Genomic DNA, 22,864 nt, shown 5'->3' on the forward strand with positions numbered 1-22,864 from the left:
TCGCACTATTGAGGTGCGTTAAAGTTGACAGAAGAGTCAGGTTTTCCTGCAGGATCTTTCCTCCGGCGCCATCCCCGAGACGCCCGCGATTGTGCGGCCTCCGAACTCTCTCCAGCACAGAAAAAACCACATGGGCGGACCTTCACCGCCCAGAGGATGAACCATGTCCAACCGTGATATTTCCCGGCGCGCCTTCCTGCAAGGCGGGCTGATTGCCGGTGTCAGCGTGACCATGGCGCCGCTCGGCAGCCGGGCCTTCGCTGCCCTGATGGAAAACTCCGTCACCGTCTCGCCCCAGCAGTGGATGGGCCACGACGGCAAGGCGCGTTTCCGTAACGACGCGCTCTCCAAGGTGTGCGGCAACAAGGTGTTCGCCCGCGACATCCGTTCCAAGGACATGCCCGGCTGGCCGCAGCAGCAGGGCCACGCCATGCTGCTCAAGACCATCAAGGCCGACCGCATCTTCGACGGCATCGACCTCGCCTGGCTGGGCGCCGAGCTGCAGCCGGACCGCATCGTCACCGCCGAGGACCTGGACAAGGACGGCATCGTCTTCCCCGAAGCCCACGCTCCGGACCCGCTGCTGCCGCGCGGCAAGGTGCCGATGTTCATCGGCCACCCGGTGGCGATCCTGATCTGGAACGACTTCGAGCGCTTCCGTCAGGCCAAGCTGAAGATGAAGTTCAACGACAAGGCGATCCGCTACGGCGCGCAGGCCCCGCTGTACCAGGGCGACCCCTACGGCAGCTTCCGCTACGTGCGTGTGGGCGGGGCGACTTCGGCCGATCCGGACGAGTTCTCCAGCCTCAAGGACTCGATCCTCTTCCCGATGATCCGCGAGCGCAAACCGGTGTGGAACCAGCAGCCCAACCAGCACGGTGACCTCACCGAGCAGGGCCTGTTCTACGCGCAGAAGATCAAGGACCAGATCGAAAACCCGCCGGAGAACTGGCTGGTCTTCGACGAACGCTACAAGACCCCGTCCATCGAGCCGGCCGCCATGGAGCCCGACAACGGCAACGGCTGGTACGACCCGGCGAGCAAGACCCTGCACTTCGTGGTCGCCACCCAGTGCCCGTTCGAAGCGGCCTACGAGACGGCGCACATGATCGCCCCGTCGCGCTTCGGCCTGGCCAAGCTGAACATGCACCCCGGCTACACTGTGGGTTACGGCTCCAAGGACCACAACATCTTCGTCTACTACGCGGCCCTGGCTGCGCTGTACGGCAACGGTGTACCGGTGCGCCTGGCCAATGACCGCTACGAGCAGTTCCAGAGCGGCATCAAGCGCCACCCGTTCGACATCCGCTACCAGCTCGCGGTGGACAAGAAGGACATGACCTTCAAGATCTTCCGCACCGAGATGAGCGTGGACGGCGGCGGCCGCATCAACTACAGCCCGTCCGTGGCCGCCGTGGGCGCCACCGCCGCGCAGTCGATCTACTACATGCCGCAGAACGACCTGCAGGTGACCGCCTACCATTCCCGCGCCGTCGAGGCTGGGTCCATGCGTGGCTACGGCACCCTGCAGAGCATGGCTGCCACCGAGATGATGGTGGACGAGATCGCCGGTCGCCTGGGCGTCGACGCCATCGAACTGCGCCGCGTCAACGCGTTGAAGTCGGGCATGAAGAACACCCAGGGCGCTATCCCTGCCGGTGCCCTGCGCCTGCACGAAATCCTCGACAAGGCCGCCGCCCACGAGTGGTGGAAGACCCGCGACGCACGCAAGAAGGAGATGGACGCCAAGGACCCGGACCATTGGTACGGCGTCGGCTTCGCCATCTGCCAGAAGGACTTCGGCACCGGCTCGGAAGCGCCCATGGCGAGCATCGAGTTCGATGCCACCGGCAAGGTGCACATGCGCCACATCGGCATCGAGATCGGCACCGGGATGTCCACTTCCCAGGCGCTGGTGGTGGCCGACTTCCTCGGCAAGCCGGCGGACGAGATGAAGACCGCCGAAACCGAGTGGCCGGAACTGCAGCTGCTCAGCGGTGAAGACCCCTACACCATGAGCCAGCCGACCCAGGACGAGAAGCTGCGCAACCCGCGCTGGGTCGGCAAATACGCCTCGGCGTCGTCGGCGACCAACTCGGCCTACTACTTCAGCCACGCCACCCGCGAAGCGGCGCGCGTGCTGTTCAACCACGGCCTGTGGCCGGCGGCCCTGGAAATCTGGCGCCGTGGTCCGTTCAACGGCGCCGCCAACCCGCTGGTGGTACGCCGCGAGGACGCCCACTGGGTCGACGGCAAGCTCACCGCCAACGGCCTGCAGCCGCTGTCGTTCGCCGAGCTGGCGCAGGTCGCCCATGAGAATGGCCTGGTCACCGGCGCCACCGTCCACGGCTTCAACCGCTGGAGCTGGGCGGAGTGCGACTACGTCATCGACGGCGTGCGCGACCGCCTGCCGCTGGACGCCCTGGCCGTGAAATACGGCGACGGCGCACCGGGCGTGAAGAAGGCGCAGATGAACAGCGCCGGCTTCCACCTGCTGGATCGCCAGAACGTGGCCTATCCGCCGGTACAGCTGAACAACGCCGCCGTGACCTATTACAGCCCGGTGGCGACCATCGTCGAGCTGAAGGTGAACAAGGGCAACGGCGAAGTCAGCGTGCTCAACCACCACAGCTGGATCGAGTGTGGCCGCGTGCTGGTGCCGGAACTGGTGAAAGGCCAGATCGAAGGCGGCACCGCCATGGGCATCGGCCATGCGCTGCTCGAAGACATGCCGCTGTACGAGGGTGGCCCGGGCGAGGGCGACTGGAACTTCAACCGCTACCGTCTCCCGAAGGCGAAAGACGTGGCCGTCTGGCAGCAGAGCTCGGAAATCCTTCCGCCGCTCTCGCCCAGCGACCCGTCCAAGGGCATCGCCGAAGTGGTGATGATCCCGGTGGTCGGCGCCATCAGCAACGCCGTGGCCCACGCCATCGGCAAGCGCGTCCGCGACCTGCCCATCACCCCCGCTCGCATCAAGGAGGCCCTCAATGGCTAACCGTCCGCTCAACCTGACCATCAATGGTCAAACCGTCGGCCCGGTCGAGGTTCCCGAGGACCTGCCGATGATCGACTACCTGCACGAATACCAGAACCTCACCGGTTCGCGCCTGGGCTGCGGCCAGGGCATCTGCCACGCCTGCGTGGTGATCGTCGACAACCCCGACGGTACCAGCGAGGAAGTGCGCACCTGCATCACCGGCGCGCACTACTTCGAAGGCAAGAAGGTGCGCACCATCGAGGGCCACGCCAAGCGCGAGGAAGACGGTTCGCTGAAGGAACTGAACCCGATCCAGCAGAAGTTCGTCGATCGATTCGCCTTCCAGTGCAGCTACTGCGCACCGGGCTTCGTCAACGCCGCCACCGTGCTGGTGGAGAAGGCCCAGCGCCAGCCGCTGAAGAAGAGCGAACTGGAATCGACCATCGAGGCGAGCCTCGGCCACCACATCTGTCGCTGCACCGGGTACGTGCGTTACTACGACGCCACCCGTGAAGTGCTGACCGATCTCGGCCTGGTCAAGGAGGGTTGAGCATGCAGCGCATTCTTTCCGGCCTCGCGTTGGCTGTCGGCCTCGGCCTGGCAGTGAGCGCACAAGCTGCTGACCAGGAGCTGATCAAGCGCGGCGAGTACGTCTCCCGCGCCGCCGACTGCATGGCCTGCCACACCGCCGAGGGCGGCGCGCCGTTCGCCGGCGGCCTGCCGATCCACTCGCCGTTCGGCACCATCTATGGCAGCAACATCACCCCGGATAAAGACTTCGGCATCGGCAACTACAGCGCCGACGAGTTCTTCGCCGCCCTCACCGAGGGTAAGCGCAAGGACGGTGCCAACCTCTATCCGGCCATGCCCTATACCTCGTACCACCTCATCAAGCGTGAGGACAGCGATGCCCTCTACGCCTACCTGATGAGCCAGACCCCGGTGCACCGCGCCGCGCCGGAAACCAGCCTGAGCTTCCCGTTCAACGTGCGCCTGGGCCTGAGCGGCTGGAACATGCTCTACGGCAAGAGCGTCCAGCTGGAAAACACCGAGGGCAAGAGCGAACCCTACAAGCGCGGCCAGTACCTGGTGGAAGTGCTTGGCCACTGCGGCGAGTGCCACACTCCGCGCAACCAGATCGGCGCCCTGGAGCAGGACAAGCGCCTCAGCGGCGGCCTGCTCAACGGCTACAGCGCCCCGAGCCTGCTGGCCCAGGACCTGGCCGAGCGTGGTTGGACCAGCGCCGACCTCACCGGCTTCCTCAAGCACGGCATGAGCCCGCAGGGCAGCATGTTCAACGAGATGTTCCCGGTGATGCACCTGAGCACCCAGCACCTGGGTGACGAGGACCTGGCCGCCATGTCCACTTACCTGCTCGGCGAGCAGCCGCCGCAGGCCAAGGTGGTCAAGGCAGTGGCCGAGGACCAGCTCAGCGACAGCGCCAAGCGCGGCCGCCAGCAGTACCTCAACGTCTGCGCCGGCTGTCACGGCAACGATGGCGAGGGCAAGCCGCACATCGCCGTGGCCATGCAGGGCAACACTACCCTGCGCCTGGCCGATTCGCGCAACTTGGCCAAGGTCATCGTCGAAGGCATCCGCGAGCAGCAGTTCACCGGTTTCGAGCGCATGCAGCCGATGCCGGGCTTTGCCGACAAGCTCAGTGACGAGCAACTCGCGGACCTGATCAACTACCTGCGCCAGGCCTGGGGTGGCCTGCCGGGCGACATGGGCGTACAACAGGTCGCTCAACTCAAAGCGGAGTGAGTCGTGCAGCATCTCGATCTGCAAGTCGTCCGGCAGGCGCTCCAGTGGTCCAATGCCGGGCAGCGTGTATGGCTGTGCAGCGTGCTCTTCACCTACGGCTCGGCGCCCCGCGCGCCGGGCTCGCTGCTGGCGGTCAACGCCAGCGGCCAGTGGGTGGGTTCGCTGTCCGGCGGCTGCGTCGAGGATGACTTTCTCGAACGCGTTGCCGAAGGCGAGTTCAGCGAGCCGGTAGTCGTCGTGCGCTATGGCGACGGCACCGATACCCGCACGAACATCCGCCTGCCCTGCGGCGGCATCCTCGACGTCCTGGTGGAAAACCTCGCGCCCGATTGCGACGTGCAGGCCCACCTGCGTGAGCTGGAGTCGGCACTACTCGGCCAGCGCCGCCTGCTGCGCGAAGTGAACCTGCAGGACGGCAGCCGCCGCCTGAGCGACGACCATGAGCACGGCCCGCGCGTGGAGCGTGACGAGTCCCGAGTACTCTTGCGCGTCGGTGCTGCGCAGCGCTTGTTGCTGGCCGGCTACTCCAGCGTTGCGCATTTCTGTGCAGAGTTCGGCAAGGGCCTTGGCTTCGAAGTGATCCTCTGCGATCCCCGCGAAGAGGCGCTGGATGGCGTGGTGCTGGACGGCATCGAAATCCGCCGCGAGCTGCCGTCGATCTTCATTGCCAACGGCGGCTGCCACGCGGATACCGCCGTGGTGGCGCTGACCCACGACCCGAAGATCGACGACCTGGCGATGCTCGAAGCCGTGCGCACCGAGGCGTTCTACATCGGCGTCATGGGTTCGCGCACGACTTCCGACAAGCGCCGCGAGCGCCTGCACCGCATCGGTGGCCTGAACGAGACGGACCTGGCGCGCGTGCACGCGCCCATCGGCCTCAATCTGGGTAGCAAGACCCCGGCGGAAATTGCCCTGGCAGTGCTCGCCGACATCCTGCGCACGCGCAGCGGCATTGCCCGCGAGGCGCTGTGACGGTGGTGGCGCTGGTCCTGGCCGCCGGCCAGGGCTCGCGCTTCGGCGCGGACAAGCGCCGCGCGGTTCTTCCGGATGGGCGCAGCCTGCTCGCGCATAGCGTCGAGCGGGCGCAGGCCGTATTCGGTGACGTGCGGGTTGTGCTGCGCGATGGCGAGAGGGCGGATGACTTCGGCCTGCCAACCGGCTGCCGCGTTATCAACAGCCCGGACGCAACACTCGGCATGGGGCACAGCCTCGCCGCGGGTGCAGCCTCATTGCAGGATTCCGACGCCCAGGCCGTGGCCATCCTGCTTGGCGACATGCCGTGGATCGCACCGGAAACCCTGCGTGCGCTGGCCGATGCTGCCGATGCCTCGACCATTCTCTTTCCGCTTCACGATGGCCAGCGTGGGCACCCCGTGCTGTTCGGTCGCGACTTCTGGCCGGAGCTGACGCAGCTCACTGGCGATGAAGGCGCCCGCGCGTTGGTGCAGGCGCATCGTGACAGTTGCGTCGTCGTCGAAGTGAAAGACGCGGGTGTCTTGCGAGACGTGGACACCCCGGAAGTCCTGCGCTCCTGACAGGTTCGCGAGCAAGGACTGGGCGTCTCCCTCGTTCCTACAGGAGAACTCCAGTGTCGTAGGGCGAATAACGCGCCAGCGTTATCCGCCGAGCAGATGCCGGCGGATAACCTGTTCCAGGTTATGCGCCCTACGGTGCTACAGGTATGCAAGGGCGCGCTCTGTGTAGGAGCGAGCTTGCTCGCGAACCCCGGCAGCACCAAACCCAAGGTTTCAACGCAGCCCCAGCCACTGCCCAATACGCGGCCAGATTTCCTGACTGGCATTGCGCGACAGTAACAAGCGGTTATGGCTGTAATCCTCTCGCGCGCCGGTGGCCAGACCGAACAGCTCCAGCTTCGCGTCGTTGCCGCCGAACGCTTCCACCAGGGCCTCGCACCCGGCAACCGGCGCGATGAAGGTATCGCCGCTACCCGCCACGCCCAGCACCGGTAAATTGACGTTCGCCAGTCCGCCCAGATAGTCGAAGCCGGCCAGGGAGTCGAAGCGCCGCCGCAGATTCCATTGGCACCACTGACGCATCAGCCGCGCGCTTTCCGCCTCAGGGCCGACGCTCTTCGCCCGGCTGGGCGCAACGCGCCGCCAGCGCAGCAGCCAGTCGTAGCCGAGCACGGCCAGCCGATGAGAAAGACTGGCCCCGGCCGCCGTGGCCTGGGAGCCGAGCAGCACCATCGAGCGCAGCCGCCGCTTTGCCAGTTCGGGATGGCGCGCCGCCCACATGGCGACGATCAGCCCGCCGCCGGAGTGGCCGATCCAGTGCAGCGCCGTTTGCCCGCTGCGCTGGCTCACCGCATCCAGAATCGCCGGTACGTCCTGCTCGGCGACATCATCGAAGCTGTGGATAAAACCGTTGCGCTCACTGTCGCCATGCCCGCGCCATTCGAACAGCCAGCAGGCGAACCCTTGCCCGGCGAGGTAATTGGCCAGTCCCAGGCAACTGCGATGGTTGGAAAAGGTGCCGTGGGTCAGCACGACGGGCACGCCATCCGCCGGGCCCACGAGGCGCAGCGCCAGGTTGACGCCGTCGGCGGTGCGGATCAGTTCGATGCTGGCGCCCGTGGCAGTGAGCGATGTGCTTTGTTCGGAAGCGGTATTGTCGAGCATGGTGGCATCCCGGCGCGGCGGTGGCTCATGCTCCTACCGGACGTCCCGCAATGCAATCGGCTGCCGCTCAGCTTGCCCAGTCTTCCAACACCAAGCCTTCAATGCGCTCGAACTCGCGGGTGTTGTGGGTCACCAGCGTGGCATCCAGCGCGAGGGCGTGGCAGGCGATCCACAGGTCGTTGGCGCCAATCGGGGTGCCTGCGTGCTTCAGCCGGGTGAATTGCGCGGCGTAGTGTTCGCACAGCGCTGGCGTGCTGTCGTGGATGACGGGGATCTGCCGCGTCAGCCGGTCGAGTTGGCGACGCACTTCAGCCTTGCGGGAGCTGCGTTCTGCGCCCTTGAGCAGTTCTGCATAAGTGAAGAACGACATGTTGAGCGATGCATCGCTCGGCAGCGCATTGACTCTTTGCGCGACGGATTCCGGGCGGTTCTTCAGCAGGTAGATGAGAATGTTGGTGTCCAGCAGGTAGTTCACAGCTCTTCCCTGTCCTGTACTGGCGGTTGGTCACGCTGATCCTGTTCCAGCGCTTCGATGAAATCCTCATCGAATCCCCGGAGGGCTTCCATCAGCGCAGCGCCACGATCCTGCGGGATCGGGTGGATAACCAGGTCGCCGTTTTCCGCACGGGTGATTTCCACGCTGCTGACTTCCAGGCGGAACTCCTGCGGAATTCGCACCGCTTGGCTGTTGCCGTTCATGAAGACGCGGGTAGTGAGAGTGGAAGTCGGCATGGACACATGCTCCGTGTGTGTACGGTTATGTGTGTATATTGATTGTTGGTCAGGAATTAAACAACTTTCAGTTGATTTACTTCGTAGCTTTCAGCACCACGAATTTCGGATTTGCCGCCACCTGCTCCACGCCGCGGAACAGGCGCTTGAGCTTGGCGTGGTAGCCCAGGTGGCGGTTGCCGACGATCCATAGCTCGCCGCCGGTGACCAGCGCCGCGCGGGCCTGCTGGAACATGCGCCAGGCGAGGAAGTCGCCGACTACCTGCTGCTGGTGGAACGGCGGGTTGCACAGGACCAGGTCCAGGGAGTCGGTGGCCTGGCTGGCGAGACCGTCGTCGGGATGGATATCCACAGGTCGGTCGCCCAGCGCTGCCTGCCAGTTCTCGCGAGCCGATTGCACGGCCATGTACGACTCATCCACCAGCGTCAGCTCGGCTTGCGGATTCAGCAGGGCGAAGGCGATGCCCAGCACGCCGTTGCCGCAGCCCAGGTCGGCGGCGCGTACAGCGTGGTGGATCTGCGGCAGGTGCGGGAGAAAGGCGTGGGTGCCGATGTCCAGGCCGTCGCGGCAGAACACGTTGGCGTGGTTGACCAGCGTGAGTGCCGGTTTGTCCAGGCGGTAGCGGCTGGGGTAGGGCGAGGAGGGCGCGGGGCGCTGTTCGGTGGTGGCGACCAGCAGGCGGGCCTTCTTCACCGCCAGCGACGCTTGCATCGGGCCGATGTACTTTTCCAGCAGGTCACCGGCGGCGCGCGGCAGGTGCTTGATCATGCCGGCAGCGACCACCTTGGCACCCGGCGCGAGCTGGTCGTGCAGGCGGATCAGTTGTTCCTCCAGCAGTGCCAGTGTCTTGGGCACGCGCACCAGCACGTGGTCGAACGGGCCCTGCGGCGTTTCGCTGGCGGGCACGAAAGTCAGCGGTGCGCCGGTCAGGCCGTTGCGTTCCAGGTTGCGCTGCAGGGCGATGAAACCCAGGTGCGAATCACCGCTGCTGGTCAGCTTCACGTGGGGAGCGAGGCTGGCGGCGAGTGCGCCGAAGCTGTCGTTGAGCACCAGCACCCGGCTGTCCGCGCCGGCGCCCTGTTCGTGCAGGTGCGCGAGGAGGTACTCGTCCGCCGCATCGAAGGCCTGCAGCGGGTCTTCGCGCTGTTCGGGGTGACGGACCAGATCGAGCTGGGCGAAGGGGCTGGCGAGGACGGGCATGGGACTCTCGAACGAAGAAGGGCTGAGAACAGCTGGAGCTGGAAGTCGCAATGAGACGAGGCTGATTGCAACGAGATTGTCATCAAACTGCGAAGCAGTTGGCCATCATCCGCTTGTGCGGGGCAGCGTTATACCGAAAAATTATGACCTATCCGCCCGCTGTCGTCTTTCCATCGCTGCGTGGCGGCCTCCCAATAATAACCGGGCGCTCCAGGCGACCCGGTAGGGCCCGATCCCGGAGCTTGCCTCCGCCGACCGACGGCCACCACTCCAAGTCTTCACGAATCCTCGACACGCGACATTCGTTCGCGCGCCGGGCTATTGCCATTACATAAGGATGTCGATGTACAAGTCGTTGCTCGGGGTGGCCCTGTCCGCCCTTTTCCTCGTGGCTCAAGCGGCCGTTGCCGATGCGCCCATCGTGATCAAGTTTTCCCACGTCGTTGCCGACGACACGCCCAAGGGCCGCGGCGCGCTGCTGTTCAAGAAGCTGGTGGAAGAGCGCCTGGCCGGCCAGGTGAAGATCGAAGTGTTCCCCAACTCCACGTTGTTCGGTGATGCCGACGAACTGCAGGCCCTGCAGGACGGCAAGGTGCAGATGCTGGCGCCATCGCTGTCGAAGTTCGAGGGCTACACCAAGCAATTGGAGGTCTTCGACCTGCCGTTCCTGTTCGATGACCTGGAGGCGGTGAAGCGCTTCCAGAAGCGCGACAAGAGCCGCGAATTGCTGCACTCCATGGCGCGTTCGGGTATCTACGGCCTGGCCTACTGGAACAACGGCATGAAGCAGCTTTCCGCCAACCGCGAGCTGCGCGCGCCGGCCGACGCCAAGGGCCTGGCCTTCCGCATCCAGCCGTCCTCGGTGATCAACGCCCAGTTCGGTCTGCTCGATGCCACAGCGGTGAAGATGCCCTTCGCCGAGACCCTCAAGGCGCTGCAGGACGGCAAGGTGCAGGGCACCGAGAACACCTGGTCGAACATCGGCAGCCAGAAGCTGGACAGCGCGCAGCCGTTCATCACCGAGACCAACCACGGTGTGCTCAGCTACATGGTGATCAGCAACCAGAAGTTCTGGAACAGCATGCCGTACCCGGTGCGCACCCAGCTGGAAAGCATCATCGAAGAGGTCACCGTCGAGGTGAACAAGGACGCCGAGGCGCTGAACCAGAAGGAACGTGACCATGTGGTGGCCAACGGCAAGGCGCGCATCATCGCCCTGACGCCGGCCGAGCGAGATGCCTGGCGCGCCGCCATGCAGCCGCTGTGGAAGCAGTTCGAAGGCGAGATCGGCACCGATGTGCTGCGCGCCGCCCAGGTGGTGAACCGCAAGCACTGATCTGCGGCAGGCTTGTGGCGATCTCGCGGGATAGCCACAAGCCTTGCGGGTGTTTCTTCGCGCGCCAATACGGGAAAATAGGCCGGTTCTTGAAAAGGGAGCGGACGATGACCGCCAGCGAAGAGAAGTTCACCCGCCAGACCCTGGTGGAAGTGCAGACGCTCACCCCGAGCCTGTTCACACTGCGCACCACCCGCGACAGCGGCTACCGCTTCCGCGCCGGGCAGTTCGCCCGCCTGGGCGTGTACAAGCCCAGCGGCAGCATCGTCTGGCGCGCCTACTCGATGGTCTCCGCGCCCCACGACGACTTCCTCGAGTTCTTCTCCATCGTCGTTCCCGGCGGCGAGTTCACCAGCGAGCTCAGCCGACTGCGCGTGGGCGACCAATTGCTGGTGGACCGTCAGGCTTTCGGTTTTCTCACCATCGACCGCTTCCCCGATGGCCGCGATCTCTGGCTGCTGTCCACCGGCACCGGCCTGGCGCCTTTCCTGTCGATCCTGCAGGACTTCGAAGTGTGGGAGCGCTTCGAGACCATCAAGCTGGTCTATAGCGCTCGCGAGGAGAAGGAACTGGCCTACCGCGACCTGATCGCCAGCTTCGGCGCGATGGAGCACCTGGCCGAACATATCCACAAGCTGCAGTTCATCCCGGTGGTCACCCGCGAGCAGGTGCCCGGCTGCCTGAACGCGCGGATCACCACGCTGATCGAGAACGGCGAGCTGGAACGCGCCGCCGGGCTGGAACTCACCCCGGAACATTCGCGGGTGATGCTCTGCGGCAACCCGCAGATGATCGAGGACACCCGCGCCGTGCTGAAGGCCCGTGGCATGAGCCTGGCGCTGACGCGCAAGCCCGGCCAGATCGCCGTGGAAAACTATTGGTAAGTGTCGCTCGATAGATTTTGAAAAAATTGTCCGCTTAGGGCGCCCGGCCTTTGCCCTTAGGATAGGCGTCCGTTTCCCCTTTTTCGGACCTCGATGGACAGTCAAAGTACGAAGCCGACCCCGGTGCCTACCCCCGTAGAGCCCGTGATCGGCGAACCTCCCCCGGCACCCGCGCTCGCGGATGCTGCTTCCCGGCCTGCCATGGCGCGCACCCAGCGAGGTGAGTCGGCATGGAATGGCTGATGGACCCCACGGCCTGGCTTGGCCTGCTCACCCTGATCCTGCTCGAGCTGGTGCTCGGCATCGATAACCTGGTCTTCATCGCGATCCTCGCGGACAAGCTGCCACCGCACCTGCGCGACCGCGCGCGGCTGATCGGCCTGTCGCTGGCGCTGCTGATGCGCCTGGGCCTGCTGGCGAGCATTTCCTGGCTGGTCACGCTCACCGAGCCGTTGATCGAGGTGCTCGGCAAGAGCTTCTCCGGCCGCGACCTGATCATGCTGTTCGGCGGCCTGTTCCTGCTGTTCAAGGCGACCCTGGAGCTGCATGAGCGGCTGGAAGGCCGTGTGCACACTTCCAATGGCAAGCGCGTCTATGCCGCCTTCTGGCCGGTAGTGGCGCAGATCGTGGTGCTGGACGCGGTGTTCTCCCTCGACGCGGTGATCACCGCCGTGGGCATGGTCGACCAGCTGGAAGTGATGATGATCGCGGTCATCTTCTCCATCGGCCTGATGATGGTCGCCAGCAAGCCGCTGACGCGCTTCGTCAACGAACACCCGACAGTGATCATGCTGTGCCTGGGCTTCCTGTTGATGATCGGCTTCAACTTGACCGCCGAAGGCCTGGGCTTCCACATCCCGAAAGGCTACCTGTACGCCGCCATCGGTTTCAGCCTGCTGATCGAGATGGCCAACCAACTGGTGCGCTGGAAGCGCCAGAAGAGCCAGCGCGGTCAGCGCGGCCTGCGCCAGCGCACCGCCCACGCCGTGCTGCGCCTGATGGGCGGCAAGGTGGATGCCGACGAGGTGGGCGAGGAAATTGCCGACCTGGTGGGCCCGGACGATGGCACCGACGCGCCGTTCGACCGCCGCGAGCGGGTGATGATCAGCGGCGTGCTGGGGTTGGCCGAGCGTCCGGTGAAGGCCGTGATGATCGACCGCCAGCGCGTGCATCGCGTAGACGTCGCCGACAGCCCGGAGAACATCCGTCGCGCGCTGCTGGAGTCGCCGTACTCGCGCCTGCTGGTGATCCGCGAAGGCAACATCGACGAGCCGCTGGGCTATGTGCACAAGAAGGAGCTGTTCTCTGCCCTGCTGCAGGGCCGCGAGCTGGACATCCTGCCGCTGCTGCGCGAGCCGCTGAGCCTGCCGGACAGCAGCACAGTGCTGGGCGCACTGGAACAGATGCGCGAGGCCTCGACCCACCTGGCCTTCGTGGTCAACGAGTTCGGCGGCTTCGAAGGCATGCTGAGCATGACTGACGTGCTGGAAGCCATCGCCGGCGAGCTGCCCGATGCCAGCGAAGTCTCCGGCACCGACATCGAGGCGGATGCCGCCGGTTACCGGGTGGACGGTGCGGTGACGCTGAGCGCGCTGGCCGAACGAGTCGGCTTCCACGCCCGCCCGACGGCGGAATACCAGACCCTCGGCGGTCTGGCGCTCAAGCACCTTGGCCGTTTGCCGGCCAAGGGCGACACGCTGGAGCTGGGCGGCTGGCGCCTGGAAGTGACGGACGTCAGCGAGCGGCGCATCGGCCGCGTGCTGCTGACGCCGCCAGCCTGACCCGGCTGATGATCAGCGATCTGCTCAGGGAGCGCGGTTGTTCTGCTGCTTGAGCAGGTCGCGGATCTCGGTCAGCAGGGTTTCCTCGGGGGTCGGCACCGGCGGAGCGCTTGGCTCAACGGCTTCTTCGCGCTTGAGGCGGTTGATCGCCTTGATGCCCATGAAGATGGCGAAGGCGACGATGATGAAGTCCAGGCAGGTCTGAAGGAACTTGCCGTAGGCCAGGACCACCGCAGGCACATCGCCCTCGGCGGCCTTGAGCGTGATCGCCAGGTCGGAGAAGTCCACGCCGCCGATCAGCAGGCCGATGGGCGGCATGATCACGTCGCCGACGAAGGACGAGACGATCTTGCCGAAGGCGGCGCCGATGATGATACCCACGGCCATGTCGACCACGTTGCCCTTGACGGCGAAGGCCTTGAATTCGCTAAGCAGACTCATGCACAGACTCCTTGTTACGCAATAGAGGGGGACAGGCGCAGTTTAGCGGCCTGTCGTCGTCTGAACACCCCGGAGGTGTCCAATTCACACCGTATGACCGGCGGCGCTGGGCGGGTTCACAACCTGGTCTAGGCTTACCGGGCAACCCATCCACGCCCACGCACCCACAGAAGGAGGCCCGCCATGCCGCTCGAGCATCATCCGCTGTCCCGCGAATTTCCCGAGCAGAAGGCCCTGATGACCCGCCTGCACGGGAAAGACGCCAATTTCACCCGCATGGCCGCCAGCTATGAGGAGCTGGACAAGAAGATCTATGACATCGAGGACGGCCGCGAAGCGATGGACGACCTCGCCCTCAACTCCCTCAAGCTGCAACGCGTGACTCTGAAGGACGAGATTGCCGACCTGCTCAAGCGATCCGGTTGAGCTTGACCAGAGTCAAGGGTGTTGGGCGGAGCGAGGCGTAGGCTCCTGTCATCCTTTTCCAACCGGTGCCACCGCCATGCGTAAATCCATTTCGTCCTCTGGCAAGTCCGTCACCAAACCCTCCAAGCGTAACGTCGAAGCCCTGCGAGCCCAGGAGCGGCTGGTGCGCATGAAGTTGCAGTACGAATTGCTGGACCAGCGCATCGGGCGTGTGGAGGAGGGCATCGAACGCCCCGACTGCACCCTGGCCTCGCTGCTGATGCGTCGCGAGAGCCTCAAGCACGACATGGAAAGCCAGTACCGCCGCCTGGCGGGCTGAAGCGCTCCGCCCGATTGGCTTATGATGCGGGCTTTGTCTTTGACGGAGTCCGCCCATGGCCAAGGCCAAGCGCATGTACGGCTGCACCGAGTGCGGCGCCACCTATCCCAAATGGGCCGGGCAATGCCCTGACTGCGGCGCCTGGAACACGCTGGTCGAGACCGTCATCGACACCACGCCCACCGGTGGCTCCGGCAGCAGTAACTCCGGCCGTGGCGGTTGGGCCGGCCAGCAGGCCAACATCAAGACCCTCGCCGAAGTCAGCGTCGAGGAAATGCCGCGCTTTTCCACTGCCTCGGCGGAACTGGACCGTGCCCTTGGCGGCGGCCTGGTCGACGGCTCGGTGGTGCTGATCGGCGGCGACCCCGGTATCGGCAAGTCCACCATCCTTCTGCAAACCCTCTGCAACATCGCCACGCGCCTGCCGGCGCTCTATGTCACCGGCGAGGAATCCCAGCAGCAGGTCGCCATGCGCGCCCGCCGCCTGGGCCTGCCCGAAGACAAGCTCAAGGTCATGACCGAGACCTGCATCGAGACCATCATCGCCACGGCGCGCCAGGAGCAGCCCAAAGTGATGGTGATCGATTCGATTCAGACCATCTTCACCGAACAGCTGCAATCCGCGCCCGGCGGCGTCGCCCAGGTGCGCGAGAGCGCGGCCCTTCTGGTGCGCTTCGCCAAGCAGAGCGGCACGGCAATCTTCCTGGTCGGCCACGTCACCAAGGAAGGCTCGCTGGCTGGCCCGCGCGTGCTGGAACACATGGTCGACACCGTGCTGTATTTCGAGGGCGAATCCGACGGCCGCCTGCGCCTGCTGAGGGCGGTGAAGAATCGCTTTGGCGCGGTGAACGAGTTGGGCGTTTTCGCCATGACCGACCGCGGGCTGAAGGAAGTGTCCAACCCTTCGGCGATTTTCCTGACCCGCGCCCAGGAATCGGTGCCGGGCAGCGTGGTCATGGCCACCTGGGAAGGTTCGCGGCCAATGCTGGTGGAGGTACAGGCGCTGGTCGACACCAGCCACCTGGCCAACCCGCGCCGGGTGACCCTGGGCCTGGACCAGAACCGCCTGGCCATGCTGCTGGCGGTCCTGCACCGGCACGGCGGTATCCCGACCTACGACCAGGACGTGTTCCTCAACGTGGTCGGCGGGGTTAAGGTGCTGGAAACGGCATCGGACCTGGCGCTGATGGCGGCGGTGATGTCCAGCCTGCGCAACCGGCCGCTGGATCACCAGTTGCTGGTGTTCGGCGAGGTCGGTCTGTCCGGCGAGGTGCGCCCGGTACCCAGTGGTCAGGAGCGTCTGAAGGAAGCCGCCAAGCACGGCTTCAAGCGCGCCATCGTGCCCAAGGGCAACGCGCCGAAGGAGTCACCACCCGGCCTGCAGGTAGTCGCTGTAACGCGCCTGGAGCAGGCACTGGATGCGTTGTTCGAATAGATTCGCTTCAGCGTTGGTGATAGGCGATCGCGGACAAAGTCCGCTCCTACGAAAATTCCAACCTTGGTGTAGGAGCGGACTCCGTCCGCGATCGCGCGACGTTGGCACGGTCGTTCAATGCTCGCTGAGCAACGTCAACTCACGCTCCAACAGCGATTCGTCCCCCAGGTTCAGCTCCACCAGGCGGCGCAGGTGGCTGATGGAGTCCAGGTCGATATGCCGGCAATTGAAGCCCAGCAGGCCCTCGCGCTCCCAGGCGAGGTCGGCCTCCATATAGACGTTGACGTCGAAACCCAGGTAGATGCGTACCTGCACAGGTTCCTGCGCAACGATGTTCCAGTGTTCCGGGCGTTGCACCAGCAGCCCCTGGAGGGACAGGTCCAGCAGCGTCACCTTCCAGCGCAGGTCGCCCTGGCTGATCTCGGTGCCGGCGTCGAAGGCGATGCGCTGGAAGCGCCGGCGCTCGTCGTGATCGTCAGTCATGTCGTGGCTCTCCGGCCGTTTCTGCTTCGCCTCACTATAGACGCAAGCCCTTACTGACGCGTCGTACACCAATTGCTGACGTTTCGTCCGTCAGACGCCGCCCGCGCGGGTTTGACAGTCAGCGCACCCTCGCCAAAGCTCCATGTGCGTTTAACCACTACAACTGCGGAGTGCAGAGCATGGACAATAAACTCATCAAGGGTCTGATCTTTGGGGTTATCAGCGTTGCCAGCCTGGCAGCGCACGCGGACGAAGCCGGCCAGAGCGGCAAGGGTTGCGGCTGGGGCAACATGGTCTTCGACGGTCAACGAGGCCTGTTCCCGCACCTGCTGGCCACCACCACCAACGGCACCTCGGGTAACGCCACCTTCGGCCTGACCTCCGGTACCAACGGTTGCGACGCCAGCCAGCGCATCACTTACGGCGGCCGCTCGATCTTCGCCATGAACGGCATGCTCGACAACATCGCCGAGAACATGGCGCAGGGGCATGGCGAGGCACTGGATGCCTACGCTGTGCTACTGGGCATCCCGGCACAGGATCGCGCGCACTTCGCTCAAGTCACCCAGCAGCATTTCGGGGAGATCTTCGCTTCCAAGGACGCCACCGGCGAGCAGGTGCTGAACAACACCCTGGCGGTGATGAGCCGCGATCAGGTACTGGCGCAGTACGCCAAGCAACCGGCCTGATCCCTCCGTGCACCACCCAAGGCCCGCCTTTCGGCGGGTCTTTTCATTTCCTGACTCCAGGGTCGGAACGCGTTGACCTCCGGCAATAAGCGCGTAACCGCTCTAGACTAAGGTCGTATGAATGGGTCGCTGGAAAAGACTAGAATTTTTCTGCGAATTCTCGCCTTCAAACTGTCGGAAGCCTCGCTATGAACAATAACAACAGCCTGCTACGTCACCTCGCCTGGCTGGCGGTGGCGATAGTCGGTGCATTTGCCTTGGGAGTCGTGGCACTACGTCGCGGCGAAGCCATCAACGCACTGTGGATCGTCGTCGCGGCGGTTGCCATTTACCTGGTCGCCTACCGCTACTACAGCCTGTTCATCGCCACCAAGGTGATGCAGCTGGACGCCAATCGAGCGACCCCAGCGGTCCTCAACAACGACGGCCTGGACTACGTCCCGACCAACAAGCACATCCTCTTCGGTCACCACTTCGCTGCCATCGCCGGCGCCGGCCCGCTGGTCGGCCCCGTACTGGCCGCGCAGATGGGCTACCTGCCCGGCACGCTCTGGCTGATCGCCGGCGTGGTGCTGGCCGGCGCCGTGCAGGATTTCATGGTTCTGTTCATCTCCAGCCGCCGCAACGGGCGTTCGCTGGGTGAGCTGGTCCGTGAGGAAATGGGGCAGGTGGCGGGGACCATCGCTCTGTTCGGCGCGTTCCTGATCATGATCATCATCCTCGCGGTGCTCGCGCTGATCGTGGTGAAGGCCCTGGCCGAAAGCCCGTGGGGCATGTTCACCGTGCTGGCGACCATCCCGATCGCGCTGTTCATGGGCGTGTACATGCGCTACATCCGCCCGGGCCGCATCGGCGAGATCTCGGTGGTGGGCATCGTGCTGCTGCTGGGCTCCATCTGGCTCGGTGGCCAGATTGCCGCCAGCCCCGAGTGGGCCCCGGTGTTCACCTTCCATGGCGTGCAGATCGTCTGGATGCTGATCGCTTACGGCGCCATCGCCTCGGTGCTGCCGGTCTGGCTGCTGCTGGCGCCACGTGACTACCTGTCGACCTTCCTCAAGATCGGCACCATCATCGCCCTGGCCATCGGCATCGTGATCGTCTCGCCGGAGCTGAAGATGCCGGCCCTGACCCAGTTCACCGACGGCACCGGCCCGGTGTGGAAGGGCGGCCTGTTCCCGTTCCTGTTCATCACCATCGCCTGTGGCGCCGTGTCCGGCTTCCACGCGCTGATCTCCTCGGGCACCACGCCCAAGCTGCTCAACCGTGAGCCTGACGCCCGCTACATCGGCTACGGCGGCATGCTGATGGAATCCTTCGTGGCCATCATGGCGATGGTCGCCGCCTCGGTCATCGAGCCGGGCATCTACTTCGCCATGAACAGCCCGCCGGCCGTGGTCGGCACCGACGTCACCGCGGTGGCTGCGACCGTCAGCAGCTGGGGCTTCACCATCACTCCGGAAGTGCTGGCCCAGACCGCCAAGGACATCGGCGAGACCACCATCCTGGCCCGTGCCGGTGGTGCGCCGACCCTCGCCGTGGGCATCGCGCACATCCTTCACCAGGTGCTGCCGGGTGAGAACACCATGGCCTTCTGGTACCACTTCGCGATCCTCTTCGAGGCGCTGTTCATCCTCACCGCGGTGGACGCCGGCACCCGTGCCGGGCGCTTCATGCTGCAGGACCTGCTGGGCAACTTCGTCCCGGCACTGAAGAAGACCGAATCCTGGACCGCCAATATCGTCGGCACCGGCGGCTGCGTCGCGCTGTGGGGCTGGCTGCTGTACCAGGGCGTGGTCGATCCGCTGGGTGGCATCAACACGCTGTGGCCGCTGTTCGGCATCTCCAACCAGATGCTCGCCGGTATCGCGCTGATGCTCGCCACCGTTGTGCTGATCAAGATGAAGCGCCAGCAGTACGTCTGGGTGACCGCGCTGCCGGCCGCCTGGCTGCTGATCTGTACCACCACCGCCGGCCTGATCAAGCTGTTCGACAGCAACCCGGCCGTGGGCTTCATCGCCCTGGGCAAGAAGTACTCCGCCGGCCTGGACGCCGGGCAGATCATCGCCCCGGCCAAGGACATCGGCCAGATGCAGCACGTGATGATGAACGCCTACATCAACGCCGGCCTCACCGTGCTGTTCCTGCTGGTGGTGTTCAGCGTGCTGGTGTACGCCATCAAGGTAGGCGCCAGCGCCTGGACCAAGAAGGAGCGCACCGACAAGGAAGCCCCGTTCCAGCCGATCCCGGACGCGTAACGGAGGTTACATGTTCAACGACCTCAGCCGCATGGGTAAGTATCTCGGGCAGGCCGCGCGCATGCTGGTCGGCATGCCCGATTACGACACCTACGTTCAGCACATGCAGAACAAGCACCCGGACAAGACTCCGATGACCTATGAGGAGTTCTTCCGCGAGCGCCAGGAAGCGCGCTACGGCGGCGGCAAGGGAAGGCCGATCCGCTGCTGCTGATCGCACGGATGGGTGTATAACGGACGGGCCGCGAGCGATCGCGGCCCGTTTTCTTTTCCGATTGCCTGGATGTTCCCATGACCGATTCCGCAAGCGTGCCGCAGATTCCGGTGACTGTTCTCACCGGTTTCCTCGGGGCCGGCAAGACCACCCTGCTCAAGTACATCCTCAAGGCCGAGCACGGCCTGAAGATCGCCGTGATCGAGAACGAATTCAGCGAGACGCCCATCGACGCTCAATTGCTCGGTAACGATGCAGTGCAGGTGACGACGCTGTCCAACGGCTGCGTCTGCTGCACCATCAATAGCGACCTCGAGCGTGCGCTCTATGTCCTGCTGGAGCGACGCGACAACGGCGAGCTGGATTTCGACCGCCTGGTGATCGAGTGTACCGGCCTGGCCGACCCGGCGCCGGTAGCGCAGACCTTCTTCGTCGACGAGACCCTGCGCGAGCGCTACCTGCTCGACGGCATCATCACCCTGGTGGACGCCGCCAACGCCGACCGTCACCTGCAGGAAGCCATCGCCCAGGCCCAGGTGGGCTTCGGCGACCGCATCCTGGTGAGCAAGCGCGACCTAGTGTCGCCGGAGCAATACGACGCCCTGGTCGAGCGCCTGCAGCGCATCAATCGGCGCGCCGAAATCCACGCGGTGGAGCACGGCGCCATCGAACTGGAACGCCTGCTCGACGTTCGCGGTTTCAACCTCAACGCCGACGTTGGCCTGCGCCCGTTGCTGCGCCCGGTGCGCCCGACGGCGGATACCACCGACCGCATCACCACCCTGGTGCTGCGCAGCGGCAACCCGCTGGATATCGAACGCCTGAGCGAGTTCATGGACGACCTGCTGCAATGGCACGGCAACTCGCTGCTGCGCTACAAGGGCGTGCTGAACATCGCCGGCGAGGAGCGCCGCCTGGTGTTCCAGGGCGTGCTGCGGCTCTATGGGTTCGACTGGGACACCGAGTGGAAGGGCAACGAGCAGCGCGAGAGTGTGATTGTCTTCATCGGTGACAACCTGCCCGAAGAGGAAATCCGCCGGGGCTTCGATCGCATCACGGGCGGCCCGACTGCCTGAATGAAAACGCCCGGCTAATGCCGGGCGTTTTGTTTGGCTCCTCGTAGGAGCGAGCTTGCTCGCGAACCAGCGCCCCGGCTGCCTCCAATTTCCAATGCTCGCGCCGTACAGTCCCCTCTCCCTTCAGGGGGAGGGCCAGGGAGGGGGAAAGGAGTCGAGGCCCTGGGGGACAGGCTTGCCCTGCAGCCCTCTCTCCAACCCTCTCCCTGAAGGGAGAGGGGGCCGCCCGGTGCGGTGACGGGCTTCGGCGTCAGCTGGGAGCTTCTGTTCGCGAGCAAGCTCGCTCCTACACAAAAGCGGCATGGCGTTGCTCAGCCACCAATCAGATGCTTGAGCGGGTGATAGTCCGCCTTCAGGTTCCCCGCCGCCTTGATGATCGCCTGCTCGATGGCGTTCAGGTGCATGCAGGTCAGCTCGATGGCCGCCGCCTGGTTGCCTGCTTCGATGTACTCGATCAACTTCTGGTGCTCGTTGCCGCGGCAGGTTTCGTGCTGGTCGTCGTCCAGGGTGGTGGCGTAGAGCGAGGCGCGCTCGATCAGCTTGCGGAAGAAATCCAGCAGCACCGGATTGTGCAGCGCTGCCGCGAGCTTGAGATGGAACTCGCCGAGCAGATGGACGAATCGCGCATGGTCGTGGTCATGGGTCGCCTCTTCCAGAGCCACGTGGTCACGCAGGTCCTGGATGATCGCGCTGTCCGCGCGCCGGCAGAGTTCGCTGACGATGCCGATCTCGATCAGCCGCCGCGTTTCGAACAGCGAGCGGATTTCCTCGTCGCTGGGTAACGACACCCACGCACCCTTGTTGAGCGCGCTGGACACCAGCCCATCCGCTTCCAGATGTTTCAGCGCCGCGCGCACCGAAGTGCGGCTGACCTTGAACAAATCCGCCAATGCCGCCTCGCCGAGCTTCATGCCCGGGCGCAGGCTGCGCTTGCTGATCGCCTCGTAAACCCCTTGGTAGACGCGTTCCACCGTGGATTCGGGGTGCTTCTCCGTCATGAGCGACTCCGCCTCTTGCTTGACCCTTCAAAGGATGCCGCAAAACCGTCCGTGCAAAACCAGTTGCAGAAGAAAAATACATCAGCTATTTCTAGATTGCATTCAAATATTGCATACAAAAACAAGAGGAATGCACCAAAATGAATCACTCGTCGTCAGTCGAGGTGCGTCGGGTCAGCAAGCGCTACACCGATGATCCCAACGTCGCTCCCGCCCTCAACGAAGTGTCGGTCGACATCGCCCACAACGAATTCTTCACCCTGCTGGGGCCGTCCGGCTGCGGCAAGACCACGCTGTTGCGCAGCATTGCCGGGTTCGAGAACGTCACCTCCGGCGACATCCTCGTCGGCGGCGAACGGGTCAACGACCTGCCTCCCTACCGCCGCCGCATCAACACGGTGTTCCAGAGCTACGCCCTGTTCCCGCACATGTCGGTGAGCGAGAACATCGCCTTCGGCCTGGAGATGCAGGGCCTGCAGCGCTCGGAGATTCCGAAGCGGGTGAAGGAAATGCTCGCGCTGGTGCAGATGGAACACCTCGCTCGACGCAAGCCTGCCGAGCTGTCCGGCGGCCAGCAGCAACGCGTGGCGTTGGCCCGCGCGCTGGCGCCCAAGCCATCAGTGCTGCTGCTCGATGAACCGCTGTCCGCGCTGGACCTGAAGCTGCGCAAGGAAATGCAGGTCGAGCTCAAGCGTGTGCAGGAAGAGGCGGGCATCACCTTCATCTTCGTCACCCACGACCAGGAAGAAGCGCTGACCCTGTCCGACCGCATCGCCGTGATGTCTCATGGCAACATCATGCAGATCGGCACGCCCAACGAGATCTATGAACGCCCGACGCATCGCTTCGTCGCGCAGTTCATCGGTGACATCAATTTCCTCCCCGGGCAGATGCGCCAGGGCGGCTTCCACCCCAACGCCATGGCCGCAGAGATTCCCTGTGAGCTACCGGCAGGTCTGAGCAGCGCCAGCGTGCAACTGGCCTTCCGCCCGGAGCGCTCCAAGCTGGTCGACCCGTCGCAGCCCCACCACCTGCGCGCGGTGATCGAGACGGTGATGTACGTCGGCACCGCCACGCTTTACCGCTGCCGCCTGCCCGACGCCTCGCAGATCACCCTGCGCGAGAGCAACGAGGGCGGCCGCGCCCGCGACGTCGGCGAGGCCGTGGCGGTGCACCTGCCGCCGCAGGCCTGCCTGCTGATGGAGGCCTGA

23 protein-coding genes are annotated in these 22,864 nt (G+C 64.8%); 16 read left to right on the forward strand and 7 right to left on the reverse strand.

Annotated features, from left to right (window positions below):
* Positions 1–163: 163 nt before the first annotated feature.
* From G4G71_RS06885 to G4G71_RS06905, 5 genes are read left to right on the forward strand one after another with little or no spacing between them, the layout of a single operon-like run.
* Positions 164–2,995: a xanthine dehydrogenase family protein molybdopterin-binding subunit gene (locus tag G4G71_RS06885; protein WP_169936397.1), complete on the forward strand. Its 2,832-nt coding sequence runs from the start codon at positions 164–166 to the stop codon at positions 2,993–2,995.
* Complete coding sequence (locus tag G4G71_RS06890; protein WP_169936399.1) at positions 2,988–3,527, forward strand: (2Fe-2S)-binding protein; 540 nt, start codon at positions 2,988–2,990, stop codon at positions 3,525–3,527. Before G4G71_RS06885 ends, G4G71_RS06890 begins: the two co-directional genes overlap by 8 nt.
* Before the next feature lie 2 nt (positions 3,528–3,529).
* Entirely contained in the window at positions 3,530–4,741 is a 1,212-nt protein-coding gene (locus G4G71_RS06895; RefSeq protein WP_169936401.1) for a cytochrome c, read from the forward strand.
* A gap of 3 nt (positions 4,742–4,744) precedes the next feature.
* Complete coding sequence (locus G4G71_RS06900) at positions 4,745–5,716, forward strand: XdhC family protein (protein WP_169936403.1); 972 nt, start codon at positions 4,745–4,747, stop codon at positions 5,714–5,716.
* The gene (locus G4G71_RS06905) at positions 5,713–6,279 is read left to right on the forward strand and encodes a nucleotidyltransferase family protein (RefSeq protein ID WP_169936405.1); all 567 of its coding nucleotides are present in this window, start codon (positions 5,713–5,715) and stop codon (positions 6,277–6,279) included. The genes G4G71_RS06900 and G4G71_RS06905 overlap by 4 nt, the downstream gene beginning before the upstream one ends.
* 213 nt (positions 6,280–6,492) lie before the next feature.
* On the opposite strand, the gene G4G71_RS06910 is transcribed toward G4G71_RS06905, so the two are convergent.
* From G4G71_RS06910 to G4G71_RS06925, 4 genes are all read right to left on the reverse strand, one after another.
* On the reverse strand, positions 6,493–7,383 hold the full coding sequence (locus G4G71_RS06910) for an alpha/beta fold hydrolase (RefSeq protein ID WP_169936407.1): 891 nt from the start codon (positions 7,381–7,383) through the stop codon (positions 6,493–6,495).
* A gap of 67 nt (positions 7,384–7,450) precedes the next feature.
* Positions 7,451–7,858, reverse strand: a complete 408-nt coding sequence (locus G4G71_RS06915; protein ID WP_169936408.1) for a type II toxin-antitoxin system VapC family toxin — start codon at positions 7,856–7,858, stop codon at positions 7,451–7,453.
* Entirely contained in the window at positions 7,855–8,115 is a 261-nt protein-coding gene (locus G4G71_RS06920; RefSeq protein ID WP_169936410.1) for an antitoxin, read from the reverse strand. The genes G4G71_RS06915 and G4G71_RS06920 overlap by 4 nt, the downstream gene beginning before the upstream one ends.
* A gap of 76 nt (positions 8,116–8,191) precedes the next feature.
* The gene (locus tag G4G71_RS06925; RefSeq protein ID WP_169936413.1) at positions 8,192–9,316 is read right to left on the reverse strand and encodes a methyltransferase; all 1,125 of its coding nucleotides are present in this window, start codon (positions 9,314–9,316) and stop codon (positions 8,192–8,194) included.
* Positions 9,317–9,659: 343 nt separating this feature from the next.
* Here G4G71_RS06925 and G4G71_RS06930 point away from each other — a divergent pair, with 343 nt between their 5' ends.
* From G4G71_RS06930 to G4G71_RS06940, 3 genes are all read left to right on the forward strand, one after another.
* Positions 9,660–10,652 carry a TRAP transporter substrate-binding protein gene (locus tag G4G71_RS06930; protein ID WP_169936415.1) on the forward strand — a complete coding sequence of 331 codons (993 nt, stop codon included), beginning with the start codon at positions 9,660–9,662 and terminating at the stop codon, positions 10,650–10,652.
* A 107-nt stretch (positions 10,653–10,759) separates the two neighbouring features.
* Positions 10,760–11,536, forward strand: coding sequence for a ferredoxin--NADP reductase (locus G4G71_RS06935; RefSeq protein ID WP_169936417.1), 777 nt, complete (start codon positions 10,760–10,762; stop codon positions 11,534–11,536).
* Between the two features lie 230 nt (positions 11,537–11,766).
* Entirely contained in the window at positions 11,767–13,317 is a 1,551-nt protein-coding gene (locus tag G4G71_RS06940; protein WP_169936418.1) for a TerC family protein, read from the forward strand.
* A gap of 24 nt (positions 13,318–13,341) precedes the next feature.
* Here G4G71_RS06940 and mscL read toward each other — a convergent pair whose 3' ends face one another.
* Positions 13,342–13,758, reverse strand: a complete 417-nt coding sequence (mscL, locus tag G4G71_RS06945) for a large-conductance mechanosensitive channel protein MscL (protein ID WP_138524579.1) — start codon at positions 13,756–13,758, stop codon at positions 13,342–13,344.
* 183 nt (positions 13,759–13,941) lie between these two features.
* Between mscL and G4G71_RS06950 the strand changes: the two genes are divergently transcribed.
* From G4G71_RS06950 to radA, 3 genes are all read left to right on the forward strand, one after another.
* Positions 13,942–14,184: an HP1242/YdcH family protein gene (locus G4G71_RS06950; protein ID WP_054906513.1), complete on the forward strand. Its 243-nt coding sequence runs from the start codon at positions 13,942–13,944 to the stop codon at positions 14,182–14,184.
* A 76-nt stretch (positions 14,185–14,260) separates the two neighbouring features.
* Complete coding sequence (locus G4G71_RS06955; RefSeq protein WP_169936420.1) at positions 14,261–14,503, forward strand: hypothetical protein; 243 nt, start codon at positions 14,261–14,263, stop codon at positions 14,501–14,503.
* Between the two features lie 55 nt (positions 14,504–14,558).
* Positions 14,559–15,938 carry a DNA repair protein RadA gene (radA, locus tag G4G71_RS06960; protein WP_169936422.1) on the forward strand — a complete coding sequence of 460 codons (1,380 nt, stop codon included), beginning with the start codon at positions 14,559–14,561 and terminating at the stop codon, positions 15,936–15,938.
* A gap of 114 nt (positions 15,939–16,052) precedes the next feature.
* Here the strand turns inward: radA and G4G71_RS06965 are convergent, their stop codons facing one another.
* On the reverse strand, positions 16,053–16,421 hold the full coding sequence (locus G4G71_RS06965) for a PilZ domain-containing protein (RefSeq protein ID WP_054906515.1): 369 nt from the start codon (positions 16,419–16,421) through the stop codon (positions 16,053–16,055).
* A gap of 179 nt (positions 16,422–16,600) precedes the next feature.
* Between G4G71_RS06965 and G4G71_RS06970 the strand changes: the two genes are divergently transcribed.
* From G4G71_RS06970 to yjiA, 4 genes are all read left to right on the forward strand, one after another.
* A complete protein-coding gene (locus G4G71_RS06970; RefSeq protein ID WP_169936424.1) occupies positions 16,601–17,110 on the forward strand; it encodes a DUF3015 domain-containing protein in 510 nt (169 codons plus the stop codon).
* A 188-nt stretch (positions 17,111–17,298) separates the two neighbouring features.
* Entirely contained in the window at positions 17,299–19,365 is a 2,067-nt protein-coding gene (locus tag G4G71_RS06975; RefSeq protein WP_169936426.1) for a carbon starvation CstA family protein, read from the forward strand.
* Positions 19,366–19,375: 10 nt separating this feature from the next.
* Positions 19,376–19,579, forward strand: a complete 204-nt coding sequence (locus tag G4G71_RS06980) for a YbdD/YjiX family protein (protein ID WP_015478970.1) — start codon at positions 19,376–19,378, stop codon at positions 19,577–19,579.
* A gap of 77 nt (positions 19,580–19,656) precedes the next feature.
* Positions 19,657–20,655, forward strand: coding sequence for a GTPase (gene yjiA / locus G4G71_RS06985; protein WP_169936428.1), 999 nt, complete (start codon positions 19,657–19,659; stop codon positions 20,653–20,655).
* Positions 20,656–20,966: 311 nt separating this feature from the next.
* Here yjiA and G4G71_RS06990 read toward each other — a convergent pair whose 3' ends face one another.
* Positions 20,967–21,653: a GntR family transcriptional regulator gene (locus tag G4G71_RS06990; protein ID WP_169936430.1), complete on the reverse strand. Its 687-nt coding sequence runs from the start codon at positions 21,651–21,653 to the stop codon at positions 20,967–20,969.
* A 140-nt stretch (positions 21,654–21,793) separates the two neighbouring features.
* On the opposite strand from G4G71_RS06990, the gene G4G71_RS06995 reads away from it, so the two are divergent.
* Positions 21,794–22,864, forward strand: coding sequence for an ABC transporter ATP-binding protein (locus tag G4G71_RS06995; RefSeq protein WP_045216629.1), 1,071 nt, complete (start codon positions 21,794–21,796; stop codon positions 22,862–22,864).

This window comes from Pseudomonas multiresinivorans, assembly GCF_012971725.1.
GTDB lineage: Bacteria > Pseudomonadota > Gammaproteobacteria > Pseudomonadales > Pseudomonadaceae > Pseudomonas > Pseudomonas multiresinivorans.